Source organism: Thalassorhabdomicrobium marinisediminis (assembly GCF_003072065.1).
GTDB classification, from domain to species: domain Bacteria; phylum Pseudomonadota; class Alphaproteobacteria; order Rhodobacterales; family Rhodobacteraceae; genus Octadecabacter; species Octadecabacter marinisediminis.
The window spans coordinates 23,739-49,861 of the sequence record NZ_QCYG01000005.1; the positions used below are offsets into that span (position 1 = coordinate 23,739).

The 26,123-nt window shown below is 64.6% G+C and carries 26 protein-coding genes; 13 read left to right on the forward strand and 13 right to left on the reverse strand.

Annotation, left to right across the window (positions count from 1 at the left end):
• The first annotated feature begins 44 nt into the window (after window positions 1-44).
• The gene (locus DC363_RS08280) at window positions 45-554 is read left to right on the forward strand and encodes a DUF2244 domain-containing protein (RefSeq protein ID WP_108640687.1); all 510 of its coding nucleotides are present in this window, start codon (window positions 45-47) and stop codon (window positions 552-554) included.
• Window positions 555-602: 48 nt separating this feature from the next.
• The gene (locus tag DC363_RS08285) at window positions 603-1,526 is read left to right on the forward strand and encodes a DMT family transporter (RefSeq protein WP_108640688.1); all 924 of its coding nucleotides are present in this window, start codon (window positions 603-605) and stop codon (window positions 1,524-1,526) included.
• Here the strand turns inward: DC363_RS08285 and DC363_RS08290 are convergent.
• Genes DC363_RS08290 through DC363_RS08300 form a run of 3 tightly spaced genes read right to left on the reverse strand, consistent with a single transcriptional unit; the run spans window position 1,496 to window position 2,366 of the window.
• Window positions 1,496-1,678 carry a DUF3008 family protein gene (locus DC363_RS08290; RefSeq protein WP_108640689.1) on the reverse strand — a complete coding sequence of 61 codons (183 nt, stop codon included), beginning with the start codon at window positions 1,676-1,678 and terminating at the stop codon, window positions 1,496-1,498. The genes DC363_RS08285 and DC363_RS08290 overlap by 31 nt on opposite strands.
• Window positions 1,675-1,851, reverse strand: a complete 177-nt coding sequence (locus DC363_RS08295; protein WP_108640690.1) for a DUF3008 family protein — start codon at window positions 1,849-1,851, stop codon at window positions 1,675-1,677. Before DC363_RS08295 ends, DC363_RS08290 begins: the two co-directional genes overlap by 4 nt.
• 56 nt (window positions 1,852-1,907) lie before the next feature.
• Window positions 1,908-2,366: a GatB/YqeY domain-containing protein gene (locus tag DC363_RS08300; RefSeq protein ID WP_108640691.1), complete on the reverse strand. Its 459-nt coding sequence runs from the start codon at window positions 2,364-2,366 to the stop codon at window positions 1,908-1,910.
• A gap of 223 nt (window positions 2,367-2,589) precedes the next feature.
• Here DC363_RS08300 and carA point away from each other — a divergent pair, with 223 nt between their 5' ends.
• Together carA and DC363_RS08310 are read left to right on the forward strand one after the other, a co-directional pair.
• On the forward strand, window positions 2,590-3,750 hold the full coding sequence (carA, locus tag DC363_RS08305) for a glutamine-hydrolyzing carbamoyl-phosphate synthase small subunit (RefSeq protein WP_108640692.1): 1,161 nt from the start codon (window positions 2,590-2,592) through the stop codon (window positions 3,748-3,750).
• 77 nt (window positions 3,751-3,827) lie between these two features.
• Window positions 3,828-5,825, forward strand: coding sequence for a glycosyltransferase family 2 protein (locus DC363_RS08310; protein WP_108640693.1), 1,998 nt, complete (start codon window positions 3,828-3,830; stop codon window positions 5,823-5,825).
• On the opposite strand, the gene DC363_RS08315 is transcribed toward DC363_RS08310, so the two are convergent.
• On the reverse strand, window positions 5,782-6,432 hold the full coding sequence (locus DC363_RS08315) for a GntR family transcriptional regulator (protein ID WP_108640694.1): 651 nt from the start codon (window positions 6,430-6,432) through the stop codon (window positions 5,782-5,784). The two genes, DC363_RS08310 and DC363_RS08315, sit on opposite strands and share 44 nt — an antisense overlap.
• Window positions 6,433-6,519: 87 nt before the next feature.
• Here DC363_RS08315 and DC363_RS08320 point away from each other — a divergent pair, with 87 nt between their 5' ends.
• The gene (locus DC363_RS08320; protein WP_108640695.1) at window positions 6,520-7,164 is read left to right on the forward strand and encodes a pyrimidine 5'-nucleotidase; all 645 of its coding nucleotides are present in this window, start codon (window positions 6,520-6,522) and stop codon (window positions 7,162-7,164) included.
• A 41-nt stretch (window positions 7,165-7,205) separates the two neighbouring features.
• Window positions 7,206-8,408 (forward strand): UbiH/UbiF family hydroxylase, encoded by a 1,203-nt coding sequence (locus tag DC363_RS08325; RefSeq protein WP_108640696.1) that lies wholly within the window; start codon window positions 7,206-7,208, stop codon window positions 8,406-8,408.
• 33 nt (window positions 8,409-8,441) lie between these two features.
• Here DC363_RS08325 and DC363_RS08330 read toward each other — a convergent pair whose 3' ends face one another.
• A complete protein-coding gene (locus tag DC363_RS08330) occupies window positions 8,442-9,377 on the reverse strand; it encodes an isopenicillin N synthase family dioxygenase (RefSeq protein WP_108640697.1) in 936 nt (311 codons plus the stop codon).
• A 125-nt stretch (window positions 9,378-9,502) separates the two neighbouring features.
• On the opposite strand from DC363_RS08330, the gene DC363_RS08335 reads away from it, so the two are divergent.
• Window positions 9,503-11,461 carry a DNA gyrase/topoisomerase IV subunit B gene (locus tag DC363_RS08335; RefSeq protein ID WP_108640698.1) on the forward strand — a complete coding sequence of 653 codons (1,959 nt, stop codon included), beginning with the start codon at window positions 9,503-9,505 and terminating at the stop codon, window positions 11,459-11,461.
• On the forward strand, window positions 11,458-12,237 hold the full coding sequence (locus DC363_RS08340) for a hypothetical protein (protein ID WP_146180768.1): 780 nt from the start codon (window positions 11,458-11,460) through the stop codon (window positions 12,235-12,237). Before DC363_RS08335 ends, DC363_RS08340 begins: the two co-directional genes overlap by 4 nt.
• Before the next feature lie 210 nt (window positions 12,238-12,447).
• Here the strand turns inward: DC363_RS08340 and DC363_RS08345 are convergent, their stop codons facing one another.
• On the reverse strand, window positions 12,448-12,855 hold the full coding sequence (locus DC363_RS08345; protein WP_108640700.1) for a c-type cytochrome: 408 nt from the start codon (window positions 12,853-12,855) through the stop codon (window positions 12,448-12,450).
• A 120-nt stretch (window positions 12,856-12,975) separates the two neighbouring features.
• Here DC363_RS08345 and DC363_RS08350 point away from each other — a divergent pair, with 120 nt between their 5' ends.
• Window positions 12,976-13,653 carry a hypothetical protein gene (locus DC363_RS08350; RefSeq protein ID WP_108640701.1) on the forward strand — a complete coding sequence of 226 codons (678 nt, stop codon included), beginning with the start codon at window positions 12,976-12,978 and terminating at the stop codon, window positions 13,651-13,653.
• A 43-nt stretch (window positions 13,654-13,696) separates the two neighbouring features.
• On the opposite strand, the gene DC363_RS08355 is transcribed toward DC363_RS08350, so the two are convergent.
• The 4 genes from DC363_RS08355 to proS form a co-directional block, all read right to left on the reverse strand.
• Window positions 13,697-14,353: a DUF3047 domain-containing protein gene (locus DC363_RS08355; RefSeq protein ID WP_108640702.1), complete on the reverse strand. Its 657-nt coding sequence runs from the start codon at window positions 14,351-14,353 to the stop codon at window positions 13,697-13,699.
• Window positions 14,354-14,711: 358 nt separating this feature from the next.
• A complete protein-coding gene (locus tag DC363_RS08360) occupies window positions 14,712-15,389 on the reverse strand; it encodes an ABC transporter ATP-binding protein (RefSeq protein ID WP_108640703.1) in 678 nt (225 codons plus the stop codon).
• Window positions 15,382-16,710 (reverse strand): ABC transporter permease, encoded by a 1,329-nt coding sequence (locus DC363_RS08365; RefSeq protein WP_196778398.1) that lies wholly within the window; start codon window positions 16,708-16,710, stop codon window positions 15,382-15,384. Before DC363_RS08365 ends, DC363_RS08360 begins: the two co-directional genes overlap by 8 nt.
• Entirely contained in the window at window positions 16,710-18,062 is a 1,353-nt protein-coding gene (gene proS / locus DC363_RS08370) for a proline--tRNA ligase (RefSeq protein WP_108640705.1), read from the reverse strand. The genes DC363_RS08365 and proS overlap by 1 nt, the downstream gene beginning before the upstream one ends.
• 163 nt (window positions 18,063-18,225) lie before the next feature.
• On the opposite strand from proS, the gene DC363_RS08375 reads away from it, so the two are divergent.
• The 4 genes from DC363_RS08375 (at window position 18,226) to DC363_RS08390 (ending at window position 23,907) form a co-directional block, all read left to right on the forward strand.
• Window positions 18,226-19,377: an AI-2E family transporter gene (locus tag DC363_RS08375; protein ID WP_108640706.1), complete on the forward strand. Its 1,152-nt coding sequence runs from the start codon at window positions 18,226-18,228 to the stop codon at window positions 19,375-19,377.
• A 3-nt stretch (window positions 19,378-19,380) separates the two neighbouring features.
• Window positions 19,381-20,052, forward strand: a complete 672-nt coding sequence (locus DC363_RS08380) for an HdaA/DnaA family protein (protein WP_108640707.1) — start codon at window positions 19,381-19,383, stop codon at window positions 20,050-20,052.
• Window positions 20,053-20,151: 99 nt separating this feature from the next.
• The gene (locus DC363_RS08385; RefSeq protein WP_108640948.1) at window positions 20,152-22,263 is read left to right on the forward strand and encodes an RNA degradosome polyphosphate kinase; all 2,112 of its coding nucleotides are present in this window, start codon (window positions 20,152-20,154) and stop codon (window positions 22,261-22,263) included.
• Window positions 22,264-22,326: 63 nt separating this feature from the next.
• Window positions 22,327-23,907 (forward strand): Ppx/GppA family phosphatase, encoded by a 1,581-nt coding sequence (locus DC363_RS08390; RefSeq protein WP_108640708.1) that lies wholly within the window; start codon window positions 22,327-22,329, stop codon window positions 23,905-23,907.
• Here DC363_RS08390 and DC363_RS08395 read toward each other — a convergent pair.
• Genes DC363_RS08395 through DC363_RS08405 form a run of 3 tightly spaced genes read right to left on the reverse strand, consistent with a single transcriptional unit; the run spans window position 23,904 to window position 26,065 of the window.
• Window positions 23,904-24,338 carry a hypothetical protein gene (locus DC363_RS08395; RefSeq protein ID WP_241962964.1) on the reverse strand — a complete coding sequence of 145 codons (435 nt, stop codon included), beginning with the start codon at window positions 24,336-24,338 and terminating at the stop codon, window positions 23,904-23,906. The genes DC363_RS08390 and DC363_RS08395 overlap by 4 nt on opposite strands.
• Window positions 24,339-24,368: 30 nt before the next feature.
• Window positions 24,369-25,385, reverse strand: a complete 1,017-nt coding sequence (locus DC363_RS08400) for an endonuclease/exonuclease/phosphatase family protein (RefSeq protein WP_108640709.1) — start codon at window positions 25,383-25,385, stop codon at window positions 24,369-24,371.
• A complete protein-coding gene (locus tag DC363_RS08405; protein WP_108640710.1) occupies window positions 25,382-26,065 on the reverse strand; it encodes a molecular chaperone DjiA in 684 nt (227 codons plus the stop codon). The genes DC363_RS08400 and DC363_RS08405 overlap by 4 nt, the downstream gene beginning before the upstream one ends.
• Window positions 26,066-26,123: the final 58 nt, after the last annotated feature.

The following is a 26,123-nucleotide window of genomic DNA, read 5'->3' on the forward strand; positions in this document are numbered from 1 at the left end:
GCCGGGGCCCTTTTTCGTTGCCCGCCGTCCGAAGGGATCATGCCATGCCCTATGAATGGATCGCGCCCGACGTGGGCGCGCCGGATGCGCCGCTGGCCGAGCTGCACCTGTGGCCCTACCGGTCGCTTCTGCGGCGCGATTTCGTGGTCTTCATCAGCGCCACCGTTGCGCTGATCCTCGTGCCGCTTCTCGTGGTGATCGGCTCGCCGGTCCTTTGGGGCCTGCTGCCGTTCTTCATCATCGCCGTGGCGGGGCTCTGGTACGGGTTGCACCGCAGCTACAAGGACGGCGAATTGCTCGAGGTGCTGCGCCTCTGGCCGGACCGTATCACCTTGCACCACCACAATCCCCGCCGCGGCGACAAATCGTGGGAGGCCAACCCCTATTGGGTGCGCCTCAAACTCGACCCCACCCACGACAGGGTGCCCAATTATATCACCCTGAAAGGGGCCGACCGCGTGGTCGAGCTGGGCGCGTTCCTGAGCGAGGAGGAGCGCGCTGCGCTGTTCGATGAGCTCGACGACGCCCTGCGACGGGCGCGTGGCGCGCAATAGTCCGGTTTCGGGTCGCCCCGCGCGCCGCGACCGGCTAGCCGTTGCTCTATGAGTGATCCGCATCCCTTCGCCGGCCGCATCTGGGCCGAACTCCTGCTCCTCGCCTGTCTGTGGGGCGGCAGCTTTCTGGCCATCCGGCTGGCCCTGAACGAAGTCCCCTTCGCCACCTCGGTCGCGCATCGGGTGTTCTGGGCGGCGCTGATCCTGTGGGCCTATGTCTGGTGGCGCGGCTTACCGGTGCCGAAAGACCCGCAGGTCTGGGGCGCCTTGCTGGTGATGGGTCTGCTGAACAACGCGATCCCCTTTTCGCTCATGGCGTGGGGGCAGCTTTACATCCCCACAGGGCTGACCTCGGTCTTCAACGCGGGCACGGCCATCTTCGGCGTCGTGGTCGCGGCCCTGCTGCTGCGCGACGAACGGCTGACCCTGCGCAAAGCGGCGGGCGCGCTGATCGGCTTTTTCGGGGTCGCCACCGCCATCGGGCTGGACAGCGTCCGGCACATCGACATCACCTCGCTTGCTCAACTGGCGGTGATCGGCGGCACGATCTCCTACGCGTTCGCCTCGGTCTGGGCACGGGTCCACCTGTCAGGGCTGACCCCGCAGGTGGCCGCAGCGGGCATGTTGACCGGCTCCTCGCTGATCATGGTGCCGGCGGCCCTGATCCTTGACGGCCCACCAACCTTCGCGCTCGCCGCGACCACCTTTGCCGCCATCGGCTACTACGTGGTTTTCGCCACGGCAGGCGCCTATCTGCTGTATTACCGGCTGATCGCGGCGGCGGGGGCGGCGAACACGATGATCGTCACGCTGCTGATCCCGCCGGTCTCGATCCTGCTGGGCGCCATCGTGCTCCACGAAACCCTGTCGCCCAACGTCTATGCCGGGCTGGCGCTGCTTGCCCTCGGGTTGATCATTCTCGACGGGCGCCTGTTGCGGCGTCAGTCCTTCGTCTCGGGCAGGTCGTCGTGATCGGTCGAGGCCATCTCTTCAAGCTCGTCCTCGGACATACTGTCATACATGTCCTTTGACGCGCCTTTCAGGTCGCCGACCTTGGTCTCACCGCGTTTCGCGGACAGGGCCGCGCCTGCCGCCTTCTGTTGTGCCTTGGATTCCGCTTTCATGAACTTTCTCCTTGTCCGAGGCTCACCAGCGCCAGCTCCTCAAGCTCGTGCTCGGTCAGGTGCCCGTAGAGCACCGATGCCCGTTTGCTCAACGCGCTCACGTCCATCTGGCCGCGTTTGGCCCGCAAGGCCATTCGGGCGAGTTTGCGATGTTCACGAAAATTCGGCGTCATGGCAGCCCCCTGTTTCCTTATGGATGTGGGGAAACGTGCGCCACGGGTAAAAGTTCCTAGCCCAGCCGCGCCTTGACCATCGGGCCGGCCTTGCCAAAGTCCATCTGGCCGGTGAACTTGGCCTTGAGCACGCCCATGACCTTGCCCATGTCGCGGATGCTGTCCGCGCCCACCTCGGCGATGGCCGCGTCGATCTGTTTCTCGACTTCCTTGTCGGACAACTGACGCGGCAGGAATTCCTCAATGATCTTGACCTCGGCCTGTTCTTTCTCGGCCAGCTCCAGCCGCCCCGCCTCTTCATAGGCGCGCGCGCTTTCCTGACGCTGCTTGACCATCTTGCCAAGGATCGCCAGCACAACGTCGTCGCCGACCCCCTCGTCCGAGCCATCGCCCCGCGCCTCGATATCGCGATCCTTGATCGCCGCGTTGATCAGCCGCAGCGTCGAAAGCCGGTCGGCTTCCTTGGCTTTCATCGACTCTTTGAGGGCCGCATTGACCCGTGCGCGCAGTTCCATCTTGATCGTCCCTTATCATGGGTAGGCGTGAACACTGTCGGCCAGACTACCCCGAACGAACGCCCGCTTACAACACCCCCGCCGCGCGCGGTGCCGTCAGGTCAACGGGGGTGCGATCCGGCCCTTGACCCGACCGGAGCCGCCCCCTAGAAGGCAAACGATTTGGCTGCGCCCCTGCCCCCCTCACCCCTCGCGCGGCCCGACCCCTTCGAGAGGTATAGTGATGGCCGAACCCGCGAAACCGACCGCCTGTCTTGTGCTCGCCGATGGCACCGTCTTCTATGGCAAGGGCTTCGGCGCCACCGGCCAGACCGTGGCCGAGCTTTGCTTCAACACCGCAATGACCGGCTATCAGGAAATCATGACCGACCCGTCCTATGCGGGCCAGATCGTGACCTTTACCTTCCCGCATATCGGCAACACCGGCGTCACGCCCGAAGATGACGAAACCGCCGATCCCGTGGCCGCCGGCATGGTGGTCAAATGGGACCCGACGGCGCCCAGCAACTGGCGCTCGACCGAACGGCTTGAGCCATGGTTGGAAAAGCGCGGCCGGATCGGCATCGGCGGCATCGACACGCGCCGCCTGACCCGCGCCATCCGCCAGCAAGGCGCGCCCCATGTGGCGCTCGCCCATGACCCCGAGGGCAATTTCGACGTCGAAGCACTGGTCGCCGCCGCCCGCGGGTTTGCCGGTCTGGAAGGGCGCGATCTGGCGAAAGAGGTCACCTGCGCGCAGTCCTACCGCTGGGACGAAATGCGGTGGGCCTGGCCGGACGGCTTCCCGCGCCAGACCGACCCGAAATACAAGGTCGTCGCCATCGACTATGGCGCAAAACGCAACATCCTGCGCTGTCTGGCCTCGGCCGGCTGCGATGTGACGGTGCTGCCCGCGACCGCGACCGCCGAGGACGTGCTGGCCCTGAACCCTGACGGGGTGTTCTTGTCGAACGGGCCGGGCGATCCGGCTGCGACGGGGGCCTATGCGGTGCCGATGATCCAGGAGGTTTTGGAGCACGACATGCCGGTCTTCGGCATCTGTCTCGGGCACCAGATGCTCGCCCTCGCGCTCGGGGCCAAGACCGTGAAGATGAGCCACGGTCACCACGGCGCGAACCATCCGGTCAAGGACCGCGACACCGGCAAGGTCGAAATCACGTCGATGAACCACGGCTTTACAGTGGACGCGCAAAGCCTGCCCGAGGGCGTGCGCGAGACCCATGTGTCGCTCTTCGACGGGTCGAACTGCGGCATCGCGGTGGACGGCAAGCCGGTGTTCTCGGTGCAATACCACCCCGAAGCCTCTCCGGGGCCGATGGACAGCACCTATCTGTTCGACCGCTTCGCCGAAGCGATGTCCGCGCGCAGCAAAACCCCGGCCTGAAACGGAAAATCGCCGTCTTAACGCCCCGTTAACCGTTTTGCCGCCAGACTGGCGGCGGGACAGGGAACGAGGCTTGTATGGCGACCAAGTTCAAAACGGGGTCGAGCGGCCCCGGCGGCGCGCCTGCGGACGATGCGGGCCTGGCGGCACGTGTCGCGGCGCCCCTGCCTGTCGCGCAGGTGCTGGGCGAAGCGGGCACGAAAGCGGCGCGGGCTCAGGCCAAGGCGGACCGCGCGACGCGGGATGTGGCGGCTTTGGCCGGCCCTGCCCCCCTTGATGAAGGACAACACGCGCACATAGTCGCCAAGGGGCTAAGAACCGGCACGATCGACCCGGTGCGCGCCCCGCCTGATCCCCGTCTGGTGCGCCGGTTCGGCACGCAGGCCTGCCTGAAACACCGGGTGCTGCCGTGGCGCGATTCTGCGGGGCGGGTCACGGTCCTCGCGGCCTCGGCCGAGGATTTCTTGAGGGTGCGCGACGCGCTCACGGTCATATTCGGCACGGTTCACCTTGCGATCACCACCAACAGCGCGCTTGACCGCGCGCTGGCCCGCGTCTGCCGCCGCACCCTGATGCAGAACGCGGAACTGCGCACGCCCGAGGTCGAATCCTGTCGCGGCTGGAACACCCGCAGCGCCATGTTCTGGGGCGTGGCTGTGTTGACGCTCATCGCCTTGGCCGCGCATCTCTGGCTGGTGCCGACGGTCCTGCTGCTTTGCGGTTGGGCGATCTTCACGCTTTTTCTGAATACGCTGCTGAAATGCGCGGCCGCGATCCTGCACCTCTCCCCCCGTCGCGCGCGCGCCTCCCTGCCCCTGTCCGATCCGCCTGCCCTGCCCGTCGTGACCGTCCTTGTGCCCCTGTTTCGCGAACGCGACATCGCGGGCGCGCTGGTGGACCGGCTGTCCCGGCTGGACTATCCGGCCGAGCGGCTCGACGTCTGTCTGGTGCTGGAAGCGGACGATTATACCACGCAGGCCGCGCTCTCGGGGGCGCAATTGCCCCACTGGATGCGGGCAATCCACGTGCCGCTGGGCACCCTGCAAACCAAGCCCCGCGCGTTGAACTATGCGCTCAGTTTCGCCAAAGGGTCGATCATCGGGGTCTACGACGCCGAAGACGCCCCCGCCCCGGACCAGTTGCACGTGGTGGCCGACCGTTTCGCCCGCTGCGCGCCCGACGTGGCCTGCCTGCAGGGGCAGCTCGACTTCTACAACTCCCATTCCAACTGGCTGGCGCGCTGTTTCACCATCGAATATGCCGCCTGGTTCCGCATCATCCTGCCGGGGCTGGAACGGTTGGGGCTGGTGATTCCGCTGGGCGGCACGACCCTGTTCTTCCGCCGCGACGTGCTTGAGGATCTGGGCGGCTGGGACGCGCATAACGTGACCGAAGACGCGGATCTCGGGATCAGGCTGGCGCGCCATGGTTACCGCACCGAGATCATCGAAACCGTCACCCAGGAAGAGGCGAACGCCCGCGCCTGGCCCTGGGTGAAACAACGGTCCCGCTGGCTCAAGGGCTATGCCATCACCTACGGCGTGCACATGCGCGCCCCCCGCCGTTTGTGGCGAGAGCTGGGGCCGTGGCGTTTTTTCGGCGTGCAACTGCTGTTTGCGGGCACAATCTCACAGTTTCTGCTGGCGCCCCTGCTCTGGTCCTTCTGGCTGATGCTGCTGGGCCTGCCGCACCCGTTGACCGGCGTGCTGTCCTTTCCCGTGGCCATGACCTTCGCGGGGCTGTTCCTCGCGTCGGAGGTGATTGGCATCTCCGTCTCGGCGCTCGCCGTGGTCATCGGTGGCAAACGCGACATGGTCAAATGGACGCCGACCCTGCATTTCTATTTCCCGCTGGCGGCCTTGGCGGCCTACAAGGGGGTGTTCGAACTGGCGACCAGACCGTTCTATTGGGACAAGACCAGCCACGGCATTTTCGCCCCGACCACGCCGCTGTCGTCCGATGCGCCGGGCGGTCGGGACAATCCCGGCGATGGCACAGCCCCCGCGGCGAATGTGACGCCGATTACGGGCGTCAACTTGCCTCGACCGCCTCCGCGTCTAGACGCAGCCGAATGATGAAAGCTTTCGAGATATGGTCGCGCAGCGCCTGATCCGCCGCGTCCCCGTCGCCGGCTTCAATCGCCTCGACGATGCCCTCATGCTCTTCCAGCGTATCCATCGGCCGGCCTTCAACCGCGATCGAGGTAGAGGCGAGCAGCGCCATCGAGCGATGCACAAGGTCCAACTGCTGCACCAGAAAACGGTTGTGGCTCGCCAGATGGATCTGCTTGTGGAACCGCCGGTTGGCGCGGCTCATGGCTTCGGGGTTGTCGACCAGCTTGCGGTCCGCTTCGAGCATGTCGCGCAGCACGGCGAGTTCTTCGGGCGTGGCATGGCGCGCCGCCAGCCGCGCGGCCAGCCCTTCCAGAGCCCCGCGCACCACGTAAAGCTCGCTCAGCTGGCTGTGATCGAGCGAGGCCACGATCAACGACCGCCCGTCGCGGGTCAGCAGGCTTTGCGTCTCAAGCCGTTGCAGCGCCTCACGGATGGGCGTGCGCGAGACGCCGAAGCGCTCGGCCAGCTCGCTCTCGACCAGCCGGCTGCCGGGTTTGTAGACACCGGTGTCGATGGCCTCGAGGATCAGCTCATAGGCGTCTTTTTGCGGCGTGGGGATCGGGGTCATGGCAATTCCTTCGTTGCGCGTTTGTAGCCTGTGGTTTCCTGCGGTATCAACCGGTCGAACCGCGAAACCGACAGGAACCTGCCCGCCATGGTCAAAGCCTCATTCGCCCACGTCCGCGCCTGGGTGTTCGACCTCGACAACACGCTGTATCCGCCCGAGGTCGCGCTGTTCGACCAGATCGAGGTGCGGATGACTGATTATGTCGCGAATATTCTGGGCGTCGACCGCAGGCAGGCGAACCATTTGCGCGATCACTATTGGCGCAGCTACGGCACGACGCTGGCGGGGCTGATGGCGGAACATGACATCGACCCCGACCCCTTTCTTGAGGCGGTGCACGACATCGACTTCACCGTGCTGCCCGAAGCGCCCGATCTGGCCGCCGCGATCCGCGCCCTGCCCGGCCGCAAGATCGTTTATACCAACGGCTGTGAGCCCTATGCCTGCAACGTGCTGCGCGCGCGCGGGCTCGACGGGTTGTTCGATGCGGTCTACGGGGTGGAGCACGCGGACTACCGCCCCAAGCCCGAACAATCGGCCTTCGAGGCGGTCTTCGCGCTGGATAAGCTGCCCCCGCAGCAAGGTGCGATGTTCGAGGATGACATCCGCAACCTCACGGCGCCCCACGCCATGGGGATGCGCACGGTGCACGTGGCGCCAGTCGCCACCCCGCAGGATCACATCCACCACCACACCAACGACCTTGCGGCCTTCTTGTCGCAGCTGGTCTAGGGCACCTTTCCCATCGCCGCCCTGCGGCCTATGTCTGGGGCATGACACAGATCCAGACCGATATTTTCATCTCGGGCGGCGGCGTAGCCGGCCTGACGGCGGCGGCGGCCTTCGGCGCGGCGGGCTTTCAGGTGGTGCTGGCCGATCCGATGCCGCCGATCACCGACGAGAAGACCGAAGGCGCAGACCTGCGCACCACGGCGTTTTTGCAACCGGCGCAACAGTTCCTTGCCACCGCGGGCGTTTGGGACCGCCTTGCCCCTTTCGCCGCACCCTTGCAGATCATGCGGATCGTCGACGCGGGCGGGGCCGATCCCACGCCGCGTGTGACCAAGGATTTCAACGCCGCCGACATCTCTGACAAGCCCTTCGGCTGGAACCTGTCGAACTGGCTTTTGCGCCGCGAACTGCTGGCCCGGATCGCAGAGCTGCCCAACGTCGAGGTGCGCGCAGGCACAGGGTTTGAAAGCCTGTTCACCCGCACCAACGAGGCCCGCGTCACGCTCACCGACGGCACCCGGCTGACCGCGCGGCTGGTGATCGGCGCGGACGGGCGCGGCAGCCCCGTGCGCGAGGCGGCCGGGATCGGCGCCAAGACCACCCGCTACGGGCAAAAGGCCGTGACCTTTGCTGTGACCCACAGCGCCCCGCACGGCAATGTCTCGACCGAGGTGCACCGCTCCGGCGGGCCGTTCACCCTTGTCCCGCTGCCCGATCTGGAGGGCCAGCCCTGCTCGGCCGTGGTCTGGATGGAGGACGGTGCCGAAGCCGCGCGTCTTGCCGCGCTGGATGAGGCGACGTTCAACGCCGAAGCCACCCGCCGCAGCGCCGGCACCTATGGCCCGCTCACCCTTGCCAGCCGCCGCATGGTCTGGCCGATCATCAGCCAGTTGGCCGACCGCATGAGCGCCGAGCGCGTGGCCCTTGTGGCCGAAGCCGCCCATGTCGTGCCCCCCATCGGCGCGCAGGGGCTGAACATGTCACTGGCCGATCTGGCCTGTCTTCTGGACCTCGCGCAGGCTGCGCCGGACCGGCTGGGGGATGCGCAGATGCTGCAAAGCTACCACCGCCGCCGCCATCCGGACGTGATGCTGCGAGTGAAAGGCGTGGACCTTCTCAACCGTGCGTCGCAGGCAGAGAACCCCCTACTGCGCGACCTGCGTGCCACGGGGGTTGAAGCGCTTTACGGTCTCGCGCCGCTGCGCAAGACCATCATGAAGCTCGGCCTTGGCGCACGGGGCTGACCCCGGCGTGCGGCCTCTACGGCACGACGCGGCCTAGGTGCCCGTGCTTTGGAATTTGTCCATCAGATAGGGGCCGGACTTCACCGGCGGATAGTCGTCCGAGCCGTCCAGCGGCCGGATCTCGGCCTCCCAATCGGGCTGGTGGAAATAGGCCAGCGATTTGCGCGGTGGCTGGTTCGGCTTGGCCACCACCCGGTGCAGCGTGCTCACCCAGGCGTTATTGGTCCAGCGCGCCATCAGGTCGCCGATGTTGATCACAAAGGCATCATCGGGGGCCGCGACGTCCAGCCACGTGCCATCCCGCTGCACCTGCAGGCCGGATGATCCCGCCTGAGGCAGAAGGATCGTCAACGTCCCGTAGTCCGTATGCGCCCCGGCGCGCTGCTGGTCGGCTTCGGCCACCTCACCCGTCGCCGGATAGTTCAACGCCCGCAAGGCCGAGATCGGGTGCTGGATGTAGCGGTCGAAATAATCCTCGGGCAGGTTCAGCGCAGCGGCGAAGGCGGCCATGATGCGGGCGGCCAGCGCCTCAAGCTCGGCGTAATAGGCGTCCCACGCGGTGCGGAACCCGTCGAGGTCGGGATAAGGCGTTGGGCGGTAGCAAAAGGCGACCGCGTCGGCGCTGGCATCTTCAGGCATATGCAGCGGCCCGCCGTTGAAACTCTCTTTCAGGTCCGGCGGGGTCTTGACGCCCTTGGACGCGGCCAGCGCCTCTTTCAGGGGGCCGATCCAGCCATAGGGCGCGCCCGGCTCGGGCGGGGCGACGCGGGCCTTGTCCTCGGGCGGCTGGGCGAAGAATCGCGCCACGGCGTCCCAGACCGCATCAATCTTGTCTTGCGGCACCCCATGGCCCGTCAGCACCAGAAACCCGGTCTCACGGCAGATCCGGTCCAGCTCGGCCGCCGCTTTCGTCCGTGCCTCCCCCTGTGCCGCCTCGAATGCGGCCAAATCAAATGTCGCCAGCGTCATGTCGCCCCTCCTCTTTTCGGGGCAGGCTAATCGTTATCGGGCGGGCTGCAAGGCACTTTCCCCGCCCCCGCGCCCATGACATACTGGCGCAAATCAAAAATCAGCAGAGCAGCTTTGGGACTCGCATGGCCAATGACCTTCTGAGCGGCAAGACCGCTTCCGACTACGATGCTTCCTCGATCGAAGTGCTTGAGGATATGGAGCATGTGCGCCTGCGGCCGGGCATGTATATCGGCGGCAAGGACGACCGCGCGTTGCACCACATGGTGGCCGAGATTGTCGACAACTCGATGGATGAGGCCGTGGCCGGTCACGCCACCTGGATCGAGGTGGAGCTGCACCACAATGGCCACGTCACCGTGCGCGACAACGGGCGCGGCATTCCCACCGATCCGCACCCCAAGGACCCCAGCAAATCCGCGCTCGAGATCATCTTCTGCACCCTGAACGCGGGCGGCAAGTTCTCGGGCGACAGCTACCAGACCTCGGGCGGCCTGCACGGGGTCGGCTCTTCGGTGGTGAACGCGCTGTCAGACCATCTGCGCGTCGAAGTGGCCCGCAACAAAGAGCTGTTCGCGATGGAGTTCTCGCGCGGGGTGCCGCAGGCGCCGCTGGCCAAGATCGGCGCGGCCCCGAACCGGCGCGGCACCGCGGTGACCTTCCACCCCGACCCGGACATCTTCGGCTCGCTTGAGCTGAAACCGCACCGGCTGTTCAAGATGGCCCGCTCCAAGGCCTATCTTTTCTCCGGCGTCGAAATCCGCTGGAAGTCCGAGATCCCCGACGGTGACACGCCGATGGAGGCGACGTTCAAATTCCCCGGCGGGCTGGCGGACTACCTCAAGGAAACCCTGTCGGGCGCGACCACCTATTCCGATCAACCCTTCTCGGGCACCGTTGATTTTCAAGAGAAATTCGGCGTTCCGGGCAAGGTCGAATGGGCCATCAACTGGACCCCCACGCGCGACGGCTTCATCCAGTCCTATTGTAACACGGTCCCCACGCCCGAGGGCGGCACCCATGAGGCGGGCTTCTGGGCCGCCGTCCTCAAGGGCATCAAATCCTACGGCGAGCGGGTCAACAACAAGAAGGCCGGCACCATCACCCGCGAGGATTTGACGACCGGCGCGGGGGCGCTGGTGTCGTGTTTCATCCGCGATCCGGAATTTGTCGGCCAGACCAAGGACCGACTGGCCACCACCGACGCGCAGCGCATGGTCAACCTCGCCGTGGCCGACCACTTTGACAATTGGCTGGCCTCGGACACCAAATCTGCGGGCGCGATCCTCGATTTCCTTGTGCTGCGGGCCGAGGAACGCCTGCGCCGCAAGCAAGAGAAAGAGACCGCCCGCAAGACCGCCACGAAAAAGCTGCGCCTGCCCGGCAAGCTGGTCGATTGCTCGAACGTGTCGCGCGAAGGGACCGAGCTGTTCATCGTCGAGGGCGACTCTGCCGGCGGCTCGGCCAAGATGGCGCGCAACCGCAAGACGCAAGCGCTGCTGCCCCTGCGTGGCAAAATCCTTAACGTGCTGGGCGCGGCCTCCTCCAAGCTGGGCTCGAACATCGAGATCAACGACCTGTCGCAGGCTCTGGGCGTGGGGCTCGGGGCGAAGTTCAACGTGGACGATCTGCGTTACGACAAGATCATCATCATGACCGACGCGGACGTGGACGGCGCGCATATCGCGGCGCTGTTGATGACGTTCTTCTTCAGCCAGATGCGCCCGCTGATCGACCACGGGCACCTCTACCTCGCCTGCCCGCCCCTGTTCCGCGTGACCCAAGGCGCGCGGCGGGTCTATTGCCTCGACGAGGCCGAGAAAAACGCGGTGCTGGCCAAGGGTCTGGGCGGCTCGGGCAAGATGGACGTGAGCCGTTTCAAGGGTCTGGGCGAGATGGACGCGAAAGACCTGAAAGAAACGACAATGGACCCAGCCTCACGCAAGCTGATCCGCGTGTCCATCGACGAGGACGAACCCGGCCAGACTGGCGATCTGGTGGAGCGTCTGATGGGCAAGAAACCGGAAATGCGATTCCAGTATATTCAGGAAAACGCGCGGTTTGTTGAGGAGTTGGATGTGTGAGTAAGCGAATCCTATGGACCTCCATCCGGCGTCAAAAACGTCACGAAATATGGAGAACAATCCGGATTCTTCACCCAAAGATCGAAAACCGACTGCCTCTACTTAGTCGACTTGCCGAACTTCAAACAACTGGAACGATTTCATTCGGAAAGTTACTTAGCTTTATTTTCGTCCTGTTCATGGCGCTGCAAGGAGCGAACGAAGATGGCATTCTAAGAATTTCCGTTTCCGGATACTCAGCGTTGATCGACGGCATCTTAATCGCGATGCTGGGTAGCGCGGTTGTCTTCTTAACTGTATTAGAAATTCAGAAATGGATTGTTATCCAAGGGCTTATGGATGAAATTTCGAGTCGATACCGGATTCCCGGTTTTAACCCACGTATCGCGCTATATTTGGATGGCCATGAAGAAATGACGCCCGCTATTCCCCTCCTGCCATATTCTTTTCTCAAGGAGTGGGTACCGATCCGTCAGTTCGCGTCTCTACTCACTATCACGGTAATTCTGGGTGCGTTGGCACCTCTACCATACATGGCTCTGTCGTTCTTCGAAGTTGGGTTGGATCGGTTAGAGCTTTCGTCCGGCATTAATTTGGATAACATTCTGTCTCTTTCATTGTTAATCTTCCTTTTGGCAAGTCCTTTGTTCTTGTTTCTGTCAAATATTCCAGTTCCTATGAAGCGGAACATAGAAGCAATCCGTTGGGGTTTCTTGTTTCCTCATGGGAGATATAAGATCCACCCCAAGACTGCGGACTGGCTCAGTGAGAAATAGCACCGCCTCCACGGGGTCGGCGCTGCCAAATCTTCGATTTGGCAAGGTTCCCGACGGCCACCGTACGCAGCTCAGTCCACTTTCGCTTTCGCAAACACCACCGCGAGGCCGATCTATTGCGAGTTGGCGCATGGCCCATCCGGATCGCCATACCTCAACGCGCCTACCTCGTTGACCGTTTGCAAGCGATAGACCGACGTCAGTGCCCCCTCACTCCCGCTGCACCACCTCAAGCCAGCTCGTGATCGCCAAGAGCCGCGCGGGCACTGGGGTGCCCAGCCCGTCCCGCTCCACGATCACCGTCGGCCCCATGTCGCCCGCGCCGAATTCCGGCATCGCGGCGCTGAAGGCCGGGTCGCGGTGGTAGCCGTCGATCACGCCCATCACGTAGTCGCGCGGGAACACCCCGCCGCTGTTCGCCGCAAGACCGGTCAGATCGGGCGGTGTGGCGAACAGCGCGGCCGCCGCGCCGCCGCGCGCATCGGCCCCGTGACAGGCCGCGCAGTTGCTCTGGAACAGAACCTCTCCGGCCTCGGCGCTCACGTCCAACTCCTGCTCCACGCAGGCCCCCAGCGTCAGCGCAGCCAGCATCGGCCCCATGATCTTCGACAGTTTCATTCCGCTCTCCTGTTCTGCGTGCCTTCCGGATGCCACGCCCCGCCCGCGCCTGCCTTGATGTCGATCAACCCGCGCATGATCCCCCTTGGCGCGGCCGCGGGCGCGATCTAGGATCGGGCCATGCGGTTTCTCATCCTGTGTCTTGCCCTCGTCGCCTGCGGTCGCACCCTCACACCGGGCGAGCAAGGCCTGACCCGCGCGCTCATGGGGGACAGCTTCAACGCGTCCGAGGTGCGGCTGGTCGAGGCCGGGTTCATCGGCATGACCACCCGCACCTATCCCACGCGCCCGCAGACCACCTGCCGCGAGCGGATCGGCCCGCCGCCCGACGGCCCCACCTTCGACACGCGCACCGCCGGCGCGGTCGCCTGGACCCATGTGCTGACCAACCCCGACTGGACCCTTCCGGACTATGCGCCGGACTACCCAAGGGCTTTCAACCTCGTGGCGGTGATGTATTTCGTCCATGAAATGACCCATGTCTGGCAATGGCAGAACCGGGACACCACCGGCTATTCGCCGCTGCTGGGGCTGGCCGAGCACAAGCCGGGGATCGATCCTTATCTGCTCGATCCGACTGAGGAAATCTCGTTTCTTGAGCTTGGATACGAACAGCAGGCGGTGCTGGTAGAGGAGTTCGTTTGCTGCCGCACCCTTGCGCCGGACGCGCCGCGCACCCAGCGTCTGTACCGCACCCTGGCCGAGGTGATGCCGGTGCAGCCGCCACAGCGGTCTCCGCGCCCCTCCGAGGTCTTCGGCATTGACCCGCAGGCGGACCTGAACGGCATTTGCGACTGACCCGACCTGCCCGCCGAATTAACGCTCCGCTTACCTTTGGCGTCTAATCTACCCGCAAGTCCGAAAGGGTGGCGCGGATCGCCGTGCCAGTATCGTCGCTGTCCGCAGACACGGCGATCCCCACCAGCGCGCCGGGCGCACCGCCAAAGGCCGTGGCGAAGTCCTGCGCGAGATTGACCCGCTCCGTGGCACGGCCGGTTCCGGCCTGCCGCAGCATCACGTTCGCCCCCTGCCCCGGCGCATAGGGTGAACCGAAGATCGCCCCCGGGGCGTGGGTGCCGCCCCAGACGTATTGCAAAATGCGCACGCTCGGGGTGCGCTGCAACTGCCGAATGTTCGCGCCCTGCATCCGCGCGGCCTCAGCTTCCGGGAGGAACACGAAATACAAAGAGATATTACGATCATCCCCGCCCTTGCGGCGCAGGTCCGTCGCAGGCACCGACTGGTCCACCGCCCAATTCCATGAGGCCAAGGTCGCCCCCCAGTCCGAGGTCTGCGTCCGCATCCAGGCCAACGAGACCGCACCGTCCGAGGTGATCTGCAGGCTGCGGCCGTTAAAGACGTAGTCATTGGAGTTAAAGAGCTGCAGCCGCTGCTCGCTCCAGCGCCCGTCAAAGGCGATCGGACCAGCCGTGGCCGGTTGGACGAGGGCCGAAACAGTGGCAACACCGAAGAGGAGGAGGAACGACAAACTTCGCATAGAGAACCCTTTCACACTGCAGACTGCACCAAAGACACGTGCGGGCCTACGCAAAGGTTTCACATTCACGCGCTTGTCAGCGGCCGATCAGCGCCCGGTATGGCGTCGCACTATCCAGACACGGTTCGAGCTACGCTTTTGCGACTGATGTGATCACGGCGCAATCTCGCGCGGGTTCGGTCCGCGGGTAAGAGATTGCACCATCAACGGGGGCCGGATCTGCGGGATGTGGCGGGCCACAGACACCGGCGGCGTGAAGAACAGGCTTCGTCAGGACGCAATCGGTCCTGTGGGTGTGCCCGAAGATGGACGCTGGCTGCGGCGCAAAACCTGCGAAACCCCGGATGGCAGCGGGGCGTCAGGCGATCCGCCCTGCCTCCAGCCGCACAACGCGGTCCATCCGTGCGGCCAGCTCAAGGTTGTGGGTCGCGATCAACGCCGAGAGGCCCGAGGCCCGCACCAGCTCCATGAGCGCATCGAACACGCGGTCCGATGTGGCCGGGTCAAGGTTGCCCGTCGGCTCATCCGCCAAGAGCAGACGGGGCCGGTTCGCCAGCGCCCGGCAGAAAGCCACCCGCTGTTGCTCGCCCCCCGACAGGGCCGCGGGCCGGTGCTCTGCCCGCGCTTCGACCCCCACTCGGGCCAGAAGTGCGCGGGCGTGGTCTTCGGCCTCGGCCTGGGCCACGCCGTTGGCCAATTGCGGCAGCACGATATTCTCCAGCGCCGAGAACTCGGGCAACAGGTGGTGGAATTGGTAGATGAAGCCCACATCGTTGCGGCGCACGGCGGTGCGCTTGCGGTCGCCCAGGGACGTGAGGTCTTCCCCCCCGATGCTGACCGTGCCAGCGTCCGGCGTATCCAGCAGCCCCGCGATGTGCAAAAGCGTCGATTTGCCCGCGCCCGAGGGTGCCACAAGGGCCACGACTTCTCCGCGGGCGACCTCTAGGGACACGTCGTGCAGCACCTGAACCTCGTTCGGCCTGCCGTGGTTGTAGCCCTTGCGCAGGCCGGCCAAATGCAATGTCACGTCATTCATAGCGCAGCGCCTCAACCGGGTTCATGCGGGCCGCACGACGTGCCGGGAACAGCGTGACAATCCACGACAGTGACAGGGATAGGACGACGGCTTTCAACACGTCGTCCAGCTCGAGCTTGGCGGGGATGGTGTAGATGCCGCGGATCGACGGATCCCAGACGCCGCCGCCCGCTACATAGTTCACCAGCGCGAAAATCTGGTCGATGTAGATCACGAACAGCACCCCGAGGATGACGCCCAGAAGCGTGCCCAAGGTGCCCAGCCCTGCGCCGCAGATGAAGAAAATCCGCAGGACCGAGCCTTCGCTCAGCCCCATGGTGCGCAGGATGCCGATGTCGCGACCCTTGTTCTTCACCAACATAATCAAGCCGCTGATGATGTTCATCGACGCGATCAACACCAGAATCGCCATGATCACGAACATGACGTTGTCCTCGACCGTCAGCGCGCGAAGATAGGCGCCTTCGTTGTCTTTCCACGAATAAAGGAAGCTGTCCGGGCCAAGGGCGGCATAGAGCGGCTGGATCCAGTCGCTGACGCGGTCCGGATCCTCGACGTAGATCTCGATCTCGTCGTGGACGCCGTCGCGGCTGAAGAAGGCCTGCGCATCCTCAAGCGGCAGATAGATGCGGCTGATATCAGTAACATAGCGGCCGGTCTGGAAAATATAGGCCACGTCGAAGGCCACCCGGCGGGGCGAGCGTCCGGCGGCGGTCTGCACGCCGGTGGCCGACAGAAGGTTGATCCGGTCGCCCACGGTCACGCCAAGATTGCGCGCGACGCCCGAGCCCAGCGCGATGCCGCCGCCTTCGGCGTCCGCCCCGAAGTCCGCCAGCGATCCGGCGCTGGACTGCGGCGCGCGCACCAGCGGGATGTCCGTGAGGTCCCCTTGCGTGATGCCATAGACCTGCACGAAAGAGGATTTGTCTGCGAGGCTGGCCAAAGCCTCACCGCGCACGATGGGGGCCGCGCGGGTGACGCCTTCGATCTGGCGCAACCGGGCCGCCAGCGCGTCACCATCGGCAATCGTGTCGACCCGGCGGGTGACGTCAACGGACTGGTCGCCCTGGGTGACGGTGAAGGTCTCGACCGCGTTCTGGCGCACGGTCAGATGTGCGTTGGCCCCGACGATCGTGTCGACGAAATCCGCCCGGAAGCCCGAGCGGACCCCGAGCACCGCGATCAGGGCAAACACTGCCAGCGTCACCCCGATCAGCGAGATCCACGTCATGATGCTGACGCCGCCGGTTTCGCGTTTGGCCCGGATGTAGCGCCAGGCGATCATCCATTCGAACCGGGAAAACGGGGCGGTGCGCGCCATCAGGCGGACCCGATGCCGTGGGCTTTGTAGATCTCCACAAGGCGGGCCACCGCGGCGTCGGGCGCGAGTTCCTCGCTCTCGCCGGTTTTGCGGCTGGTCAGCTCAACCACGCCGTTCTTCAACCCGCGCGGCCCCACGGTGATGCGCCACGGCAGGCCGATCAGGTCCATGGTGCCGAACTTGGCGCCCGCGCGTTCGTCGCGGTCATCGTAAAGCGGCTCAAGCCCTGCTTCGGTCAGCGCGTCATAGAGCGACTGACACGCCGCGTCGGCTTCCGCGTCCCCCTGCTTGAGGTTGACGATCCCCGCATGGAACGGGGTGACCCCTTCGGGCCAGATGATGCCCTTATCGTCGTGGCTCGCCTCAATGATCGCGCCCACGAGACGCGACACGCCGATCCCGTGGGACCCCATGTGAACCGGCACCGCCTTGCCGTCGGGCCCCTGCACGGTCGCCCCCATGGCTTCGGAATATTTGGTGCCGAAATAGAAGATCTGCCCGACCTCGATGCCCCGCGCGGTGCGGCGGCGTTCCTCTGGCACCTCGTTGAACTTCGCCTCGTCGTGGGTTTCGTCCGTGCGGGCGTATTTGCTGGTGAACTCCTCCAGCACGCCCTGACACTGCTCGACGCTGTCATAGTCGATCTCGCGGTCGCCGAAGGTCAAATCGGTCACCGCGCTGTCATAGAACACCTCGGATTCGCCCGTGTCGGCCAGCACGAGGAATTCGTGTGTGTCGTCGCCGCCGATGGGGCCGGAATCGGCGCGCATGGGGATCGCCTGCAGGCCCATGCGCTCATAGGTGCGCAGGTAGCTGACGAGGTGGCGGTTGTAGGCGTGCAGCGCATCCTCTTTCGTCAGATCGAAGTTGTAGCCGTCCTTCATGTAGAACTCACGGCCGCGCATGACGCCGAAGCGCGGGCGGCGCTCGTCGCGGAACTTCCACTGGATCTGGTAGAGCGTCAGCGGCAGCTGCTTGTAGCTGCTCACATGGGCGCGGAAGATATCCGTTACCATTTCCTCGGCCGTGGGGGTGAACAGCAGGTCGTTCTTGTGGCGGTCGGTGATGCGCAACAGCTCGTCGCCATAGGCATCGTAGCGCCCGCTTTCGCGCCACAGGTCTGCCGATTGGATCGTCGGCATCTGGATCGCGATGTGGCCGGCCTTGGCCTGTTCCTCATGCACGATCTGTTCGATCCGGCGCAGAACCTTGAAGCCCAGCGGCAGCCACGAATAGATCCCCGCGCTCGATTGCTTGATCATCCCCGCCCGCAGCATCAACTGATGGCTGGCGATGGTCGCATCGCGGGGGCTTTCCTTGAGGACGGGCAGAAAATAACGGCTCAGGCGCATAACGGTTCTTTCAACTTGGGTTCGCTTGGGTTTAGTCAGACCTCCGCCCACTGGCAAGCCATCGCCGGCGGCACGACGGTTGGGGGGCGGCGTTTTTCTTGCAATGGCGGGCGGGGTGCGTCAATGAGGATGGCAATTCATGCCTTGAACCACAGGACGTCCCATGGCCCTACCGTCGCAAAAACAGTTCCAGTACTGGGGCATCGCCGCGGTGGTGTTCGGCCTGCTTCTTTGGGCTTTGGGCGATGTGCTGGTGCCGTTCATTCTGGGCGGCGCGATTGCCTATTTGCTGGACCCGATCGCCGACCGGCTTGAGCGCTGGGGCATGGGGCGGGTGATGGCCACGGTGACGATCACCATTACCAGCATTCTGCTGTTCTTCCTGATCTTCCTGCTGGTTCTGCCGACGCTGATCGGCCAGTTGGGCGACCTGCTGCGGCAAATCGGCATGTTGGTGGAAAACCTGCCCGCCATGTGGGATGAGTTGAAGGTCTTTTTGAGCGAACGGATCCCGTCCCTCGATCTGCAGGGCGATTTCGTGCAGGAACAGCTTGTCACACTGGGTGAGGCCATTCAGGCGCGCAGCGGTACGCTTGTGGCGGCGCTGCTGAACTCGGCGCAGGGGATTCTCAACGTCGTGATCCTGCTGGTGATCGTGCCGGTGGTGGCCTTCTATCTGCTCATGGACTGGGACCGGATGGTGGCCGAGATCGACAACCTCTTGCCGCTGGACCACCGCGCGACGGTGCGTCGGCTGGCCCGTGACATCGACCACACGCTGGCGTCTTTCCTGCGCGGGCAAGGCACGGTCTGCCTGATCCTTGGCACCTATTACGCCATCGCGCTGATGGTCGCGGGGCTCAATTTCGGGCTGATCATCGGCTTCATCGCGGGTCTGATCTCGTTCATTCCCTATGTCGGCGCGCTGGTGGGCGGTGTGCTGGCCATCGGCATGGCGCTGATCCAGTGGTGGGGCGGCAGCGAGGTGGTGAACGGCGAAACCGTCGAAGTGGCGACGAACTGGCTGCGCATCGGCATCGTGGGCGCCATCTTCGCCTTCGGTCAATTCTTCGAGGGCAACATCCTGACGCCGAAGATGGTCGGAAACTCGGTCGGGCTGCACCCGGTCTGGCTGATCCTTGCGCTGTCGGTCTTCGGCAGCCTGTTCGGTTTCGTCGGAATGCTCGTCGCGGTGCCCGTGGCGGCGGTGATCGGCGTGCTGATGCGCTTCGTGATCGCGGAATACAAACGCGGCCAGCTCTACAAGGGCCACGTCGGGCAGCAGGCCGAGCACGGCGGCAGAAAAGACCTGTAAGACATGGAACGCCAACTCACGTTTGATCTGCCCGCCAACGTCCGGCTGGGCCCCGAAGCCTTCTTTGTCTCGGACGCCAATGCGCAGGCCTATGCCATGGTGCTGACGCCCGACGCCTGGCCCGACGGCAAGCTGGCGCTGGTGGGGCCGGCAAGTTCCGGCAAGACCCATCTGGCCAAGGTCTTCGCGGCGCAGTCTGGCGCACAGGTGCTGCAGGCTGGCAAGATCGACCCCGCCGCCCCCCTGCCCGAGGGCCCGCTGATCGTCGAGAATTGCGACCGCCTGCCTGCCCGCGCCGAGGAGTGGCTGTTTCACGCCCACAACCATCTGCGCGCGACGCGAAGCCCGCTTCTGATCACGGGGCAAACGCCGCCCGCCCGTTGGGACATCGCCCTGCCCGATCTGGCCAGCCGCCTCTCAGCGGCCACCACAGTGACCATCGAAACCCCTGATCCGCCGCTGCTCACGGCGGTGCTGCTCAAACAGTTTCAGGACCGGCAACTCATGCCGACGCCCAACGCCACGGCCTATCTTGTCAAACACCTGCCGCGCAGCTTTGCCGCCGTGCATGAGATTGTTGCCACGCTGGACCGCGAAGCCTTGGCCCAGCGGCGCCCTCTGAACCGCCCCTTCGTGCGCGCGGTTCTGGACTCTCACCGCACGGACGCGCAATAGTGGCCTGTGGCCGCTGCAAGTGTAGGTGACAAGGCTTTGACGACGCTAACCGATTTCCTGTCCGCCGAGTTTCCCGCGCCGCAAGAGCCTGACGGTGACATGTCCGGCCGCGCGCGTTTTTTCAACCGCGAACTGAGCTGGCTGGGCTTCAACCGGCGCGTCGTACAAGAGGCCGAGAACCCCCGCGTGCCGCTGTTGGAACGGCTGCGCTTCCTGTCGATCTCGGCCACAAACCTTGACGAATTCTACACCGTCCGCGTCGCCGGCCTGCGTGAACTTGCGCGCGAAGGCAACACCACGCCCTCGATCGACGGGCTGACGCCCGCGGAACAGCTTGAACTGATCGACGTCAACGCCCGCAAGCTGCTTGCCCGCCAGCAAGAGGTGCTCATCGGATTGCGCGCCGAGATGGAAGAGGCCGGGATCGAGATTCTGACCCGCCATGACCTCACCGAAGAGGACCGCGCCTATCTGGCCAAGGTGTTCTTCAATCAGGTTTTTCCGGTCCTCTCACCGCTGGCCATCGACCCCGCACACCCCTTCCCGTTCCTGCCCAACGAAGGCTTCGCCCTCGCGCTGGAGCTGGAGCGCACCGCCGACAAGCGCAGCCTGCGGGCCCTGTTGCCGGTGCCGCAGCAGATCGACCGCTACATCGCCTGCCCCGAAGCCTGCGACCGCCAGCGGTTCCTGCCGCTGGAAGAGCTGTTGATGGACAACCTTGGCGGGCTGTTTCCCGGCTACAAGATCAAGGGGTCCTGCGCGTTCCGCGTCCTGCGCGACAGCGATATCGAGGTCGAGGACGAGGCCGAGGATCTGGTGCGCGAGTTCGAGACCGCCCTGAAACGCCGCCGCCGCGGCGAGGTGGTCTCGATGCGCGTGTCTGCCGGTGCGCCCAAGGGGTTGCGCAAGCTGATTATGGACGAATTGCACGTCACCGACGACGAGGTGGTCGAGGTTGAGGGCGTGATCGGCTTGGCCGACATGCGCGAACTGGTGCTCGACACCCGCCCCGACCTGCTTTGGCCGCCTTTTACGCCGCGGGTGCCGGAACGGGTGCAGGACCACGAAGGCGACATGTTCGCGGCGATCCGGCAGAAGGACATGTTGCTGCACCACCCCTATGAAACCTTCGACATGGTGGTGCGCTTTCTGGCACAGGCCGCGCGCGATCCGGATGTGGTGGCGATCAAGCAGACGCTTTATCGCACGTCCAAACGCTCGCCCATTGTCGAAGCCCTGTGCGAAGCGGCCGAGGACGGCAAATCGGTCACCGCGCTGGTCGAACTGAAGGCCCGCTTCGATGAGGCGGCCAACATCCGCCAGTCGCGGCGGCTGGAACGTGCGGGCGCCCATGTGGTGTACGGCTTCATGAACCTGAAAACCCACGCCAAGCTGAGCACCGTCGTCCGGCGCGAGGGGGACCAGCTTGTCACCTATACCCACTACGGCACCGGCAATTACCACCCGATCACCGCGCGGATCTATACCGACCTGAGCTTTTTCACCTGCGACAAGGCGCTGGGGCACGATGCGTCGAAGGTGTTCAACTACCTGTCCGGCTACGTGCAGCCCGACAATCTGGAAAACCTCGCAATCTCGCCGCTGACGTTGAAGCCGCGCCTGCTCGAGATGATCGCCGCCGAGGCGAAACATGCGCAAAACGGCAAGCCCGCGGTGATCTGGGCGAAGATGAACAGCCTGATCGACGAGGACGTGATCGACGCGCTTTACGCGGCCTCGCAGGCCGGGGTGCAGATCAGTCTGGTGATCCGTGGCATCTGCGGTCTGCGTCCGGGCATCCGGGGCCTGAGCGAGAATATCCGCGTGAAATCCATCGTCGGGCGGTTCCTTGAGCATTCGCGCATCGTCTGTTTCGGCAACGGCCACGGGCTGCCGCATAAGAAGGCGCGGGTGTTCTTTTCCTCGGCCGACTGGATGGGCCGCAACCTGAACCGGCGCGTTGAAACACTGGTCGAGGTGAACAACAACACCGTCAAGGCGCAGATCGTAAGTCAGATCATGGCCGCCAACCTTGCTGATGTGGCGCAAAGCTGGATCATGGGGCCGGACGGCAGTTTCACGCGGGCCAAGGTCGCCGAAGGCACCTTCGCGTTCAACTGTCACCGCTTCTTCATGGAAAACCCGTCGCTTTCGGGGCGCGGCTCGGCCGGGGCGTCGGACGTGCCGCAACTGACCCATGCGGAAGACTGACCGGTTCGTTGACACGCAGCCAGCCGACCTACATCCTTTGAACGACGACCCTTGGGGGACCCTATGACCGGACCGCGCGCCAGCAGCCAGAAGCCTGACGATATCGCCGAATGGGGCCCGTTCGGACGTCCGCTGTTCGATGATCCCAAGACCAAGCGGCTGTTGCGGGTGGGGGTGATCGACGTGGGCTCCAACTCCGTCCGGCTGGTGGTGTTCGACGGCGCGGCGCGCAGTCCCGCCTATTTTTACAACGAAAAGATCATGGCCGGGCTGGGCGCAGGCATGGCGGAAACCGGGCGGCTGAACCCGCAAGGCCGCGTGCGCGCGCTCTCGGCGATCCGCCGGTTCGTCGCCTTGGCCAACGGGCTGGACATGGGCCCGCTTACGGCCGTGGCCACCGCCGCCGTGCGCGAGGCCGAGGACGGGCCGGAGTTCCGCGCCGAGGTCTTGCGCGAAACCGGCCTGCGGCTTTGGGTGATCGATGGACAGGAAGAGGCGCGTCTCTCCGCGCAAGGGGTGCTTCTGGGCTGGCCGGGCAGCTACGGTCTGGTCTGCGACATCGGCGGCTCCTCACTGGAGATGGCCGACCTGTCCGAGGGGCGCGTGGGCCGCCGTGTGACCTCGGCGCTGGGGCCGCTGAAGCTGCGCGAGATCAGCAGCAAAAAACACCGCCGCGCCTATATCAAGGACACGGTCGCAGAATCCTTCGTGAAGATGGGCGAGGAGACTGGCAAGCGCCTGTTCCTTGTGGGCGGATCCTGGCGTGCCATCGCGCGCATCGACATGGAACGGCGCGGCTATCCCCTGACCGTGTTGCATGAATACCGGATGACCCCGGGGCGGGTGATCAAGACGTTGAAATATATCGAACAAAGCGACCTTCAGGACCTGCGGTCGCGCTGTGGCATCTCGGACAGCCGCATGTCGCTGGTGCCCTACGCGGTGCATGTCCTGCGCGAGGTGGTGGCGAAATTCAAACCCAAGGACATCGCCATTTCCAGCTACGGCATCCGCGAAGGCATGCTGTATGAGCAAATGCCGCAAGAGCTGCGCGAACGGGACCCGCTGATCGAGGCCTGCCGCTTCGCCGAGGCCAAGGACGCCCGCCTGCCCGGCTTTGGCCGGACGTTGTATCACTTCGTCATGCCGCTGTTCGGGCGCACTACGTTCCAACGCAAGCGCATCATCCGTGCCGCCTGCCTTTTGCACGACGTGAGCTGGCGCGCGCATCCCGACTACCGCCACGAGGTGGTCTTCGACAACGCCACCCGCGCCAACCTTGGCGGGCTGAAACATTCCGAACGGGTCTATCTGGGGATCGCGCTGTTGCACCGCTATTCCAACAAGCGCGAAGGGTCGCGGTTCGCGCCGCTGTTCAGCCTGCTGGACCCGCGCGAACAGCAACAGGCCGAAGTGCTGGGCAAGGCCATGCGGCTGGGCGCGATGCTCTGGCTCAAGGCAGACGAGCAGCCGGGCAAACTGAAATATTCCCCGAAAGCCAACACGTTGGAACTGGTCCTGAAAGAGGCCGCGGCCCCCCTGTTTGGCGAAGTGGCCGAACAAAGGTTCAAGGCGCTGGCCAACGCGCTGGGGGCCGAAGGTTCGGTCCGGATCAAGGGCGCGCGCCGCAAGAAAGACGATTAGAGGTCGATCGCCCCCTCGGGGGGTTCCGGCTCGTCCCCGTTTTCGTCGGGCAGATCGTCCGACCGGTCGTCGGGCAGATCCTCCGGCGTGAACTCGGGTGCATCGGGCTTGCGCCGCAGGATGATATCGCCATTTGGCAAAAGCTCCGGCGCTTCGTAATAGCGCACGGAATCAAGCCGTTGCATCAGATCGAACAGGGCCGGCCCCATTTCTTGCGCGAACATCTCCAGGGCGGGTTCCAACTCTCGCGCCATGCCGGAGAAATCCTCGATTCTGGGCTCCATCTCACCCATGATGCCGCGAAACAGAAGCTTCGCGCCCTCTTCCATAAGCGAGAAGCCTTGCGACATGTCCCCGTTCTCCGGCGTCTCCTCTTGGGCGAACGCGGGAAGGGGTAGCGTCAGACATGCGGCGAACAACAGGTGTTTCATAAACCTAATATAGGCCTGTTTGCGCCATTCTCAAACCGTGTCGGGCAGTTGCAGATCCAGCAGCACGGGAAAATGGTCCGACGCGGTCAGCAGCGCGGTGCACAGCGTCTTGTCGTCGAAGCAGGCGGGGTGGTCGAAGGGGTGCAGAATGGTCCAGTCCGCGCCCATCGCCCGCACCGATTGCGACACCATGATATAGTCCAGCAGAACCGACAGATATTGCCCCTGCTCGCGCTTGTGGAAGCGCGCGGTGACCGGCATCGCGCCGATGCGGCGCGACAGCGCCTGTTTGGCGTGGGGGTCGAAAAGCTGCGCGCCATTGCCCTCACCCAGCACGATCTCCACGCCCGAGCGCCCGAAGAGCTTTTCGTATTCGTCCAGCCCCGGCCCATCGTTGAAATCCCCCAACACGATCAAGTTGTCGCCCTGTTCCAAGTGGGCTTCGACACGGTGGCGCAGCCAGATGCATTGCGCCAATTGCTTGCGGCGGTTGGCGATGGAAATGCGCATGATCGCAGCCTCGCCCCGCGCGCCGTGGGGGGCCTTGGACTTGGCGTGGACGCCGATCATGCGAAACGCGGTGCGGCTGGCCCGATGCATCACCTCAAGCTCAAGCGGGGGTTTCGACCAGCGGATCGGTTCGGGGTGGCGGTCCACGTCCAGATCCATCTTGATTGCTTCGTCAAACCGCGGCCCGCCGTCGGTGCGCGGGTCGTGATAGGCGGTCAGCACGTCGGGATCATACAGAAACATGATCTCTTGCTGGGTCTCGTTGATGAAGCCGACCACCGCCTTGCGTGCACGAAGGCCAAAACGTTCGGCGAAATTTTCCAGCGCACGCACACCGTCGCGGCGGGCGTGGGAATCTGGCGCTTCGATCACCATCACCCCGTCGGCATCCATCGACTGGAAGACATGGCCCAGGGCGGCAAGCTGGTCGCGGCGGGTCACGTTCCAGCGGCTGGACCAGGCGCCATCGTCCAGGATGGTGCCCGCGTCGTCGAACAAGTTGGTGAACCATTCGACATTATAGGTGGCGATCCTCACGCGGCCTGGCCGTTGATCTCGTCCCAGGCGCGGTTGATCGCGATCATGCGTTTTTCGGCCAGTTTCACGGCCTCTTCCGGCACGCCGCGGGCCAGCATCTGGTCGGGATGGGTGTCGCGCACCAACTGGCGATAGGCGGCGCGGATCGCCTGCGGGGGCGTGTCGGGGCTGACGCCCAGAACCTCATAGGGGTCGCGCTCGGCGTCGGGGACGAACTGCGCGCGCAACCGTTTGAACCGCGCGTCATCCATGCCAAAAATCGCCGCCACGCGGGCCAGAAAGGCATCCTCGTCCGGGTGATAATGCCCGTCCGCCACGGCGATATGGAACAGCCCTTCCATCAGGTCGCACAGGGGTGCTGCTTCATCTCCGTCGTACATCGCCTTGATCTTGCGGGCATAATCCTCAAACCCGGCGACATCGGTCCGGGCGAGGTTGAACAGGCGGCCGGCGTTCTTTTCCTCGCCCTCGGGGATGGTGAACACCTCACGGAAAGCGGCGACCTCATCCTTGGTGACCTGCCCGTCGGCCTTGGCCATCTTGGCGCCCAGCGCGATTACGGCGATGGCAAAGGCGACCGAGCGTTCCGGCGGCGTGCGCAGCTTGGCAAACACGTCCGACAGGCTGTCGCCAGCGGCGAGGGACGACACGGCGTCGGTGATACGGGTCCAAAGTGACATGGGCCGCAGTCTAGCGGAACGCGACGCGGATGTCAGAGCCGTTTTTGCATCAAGGCGC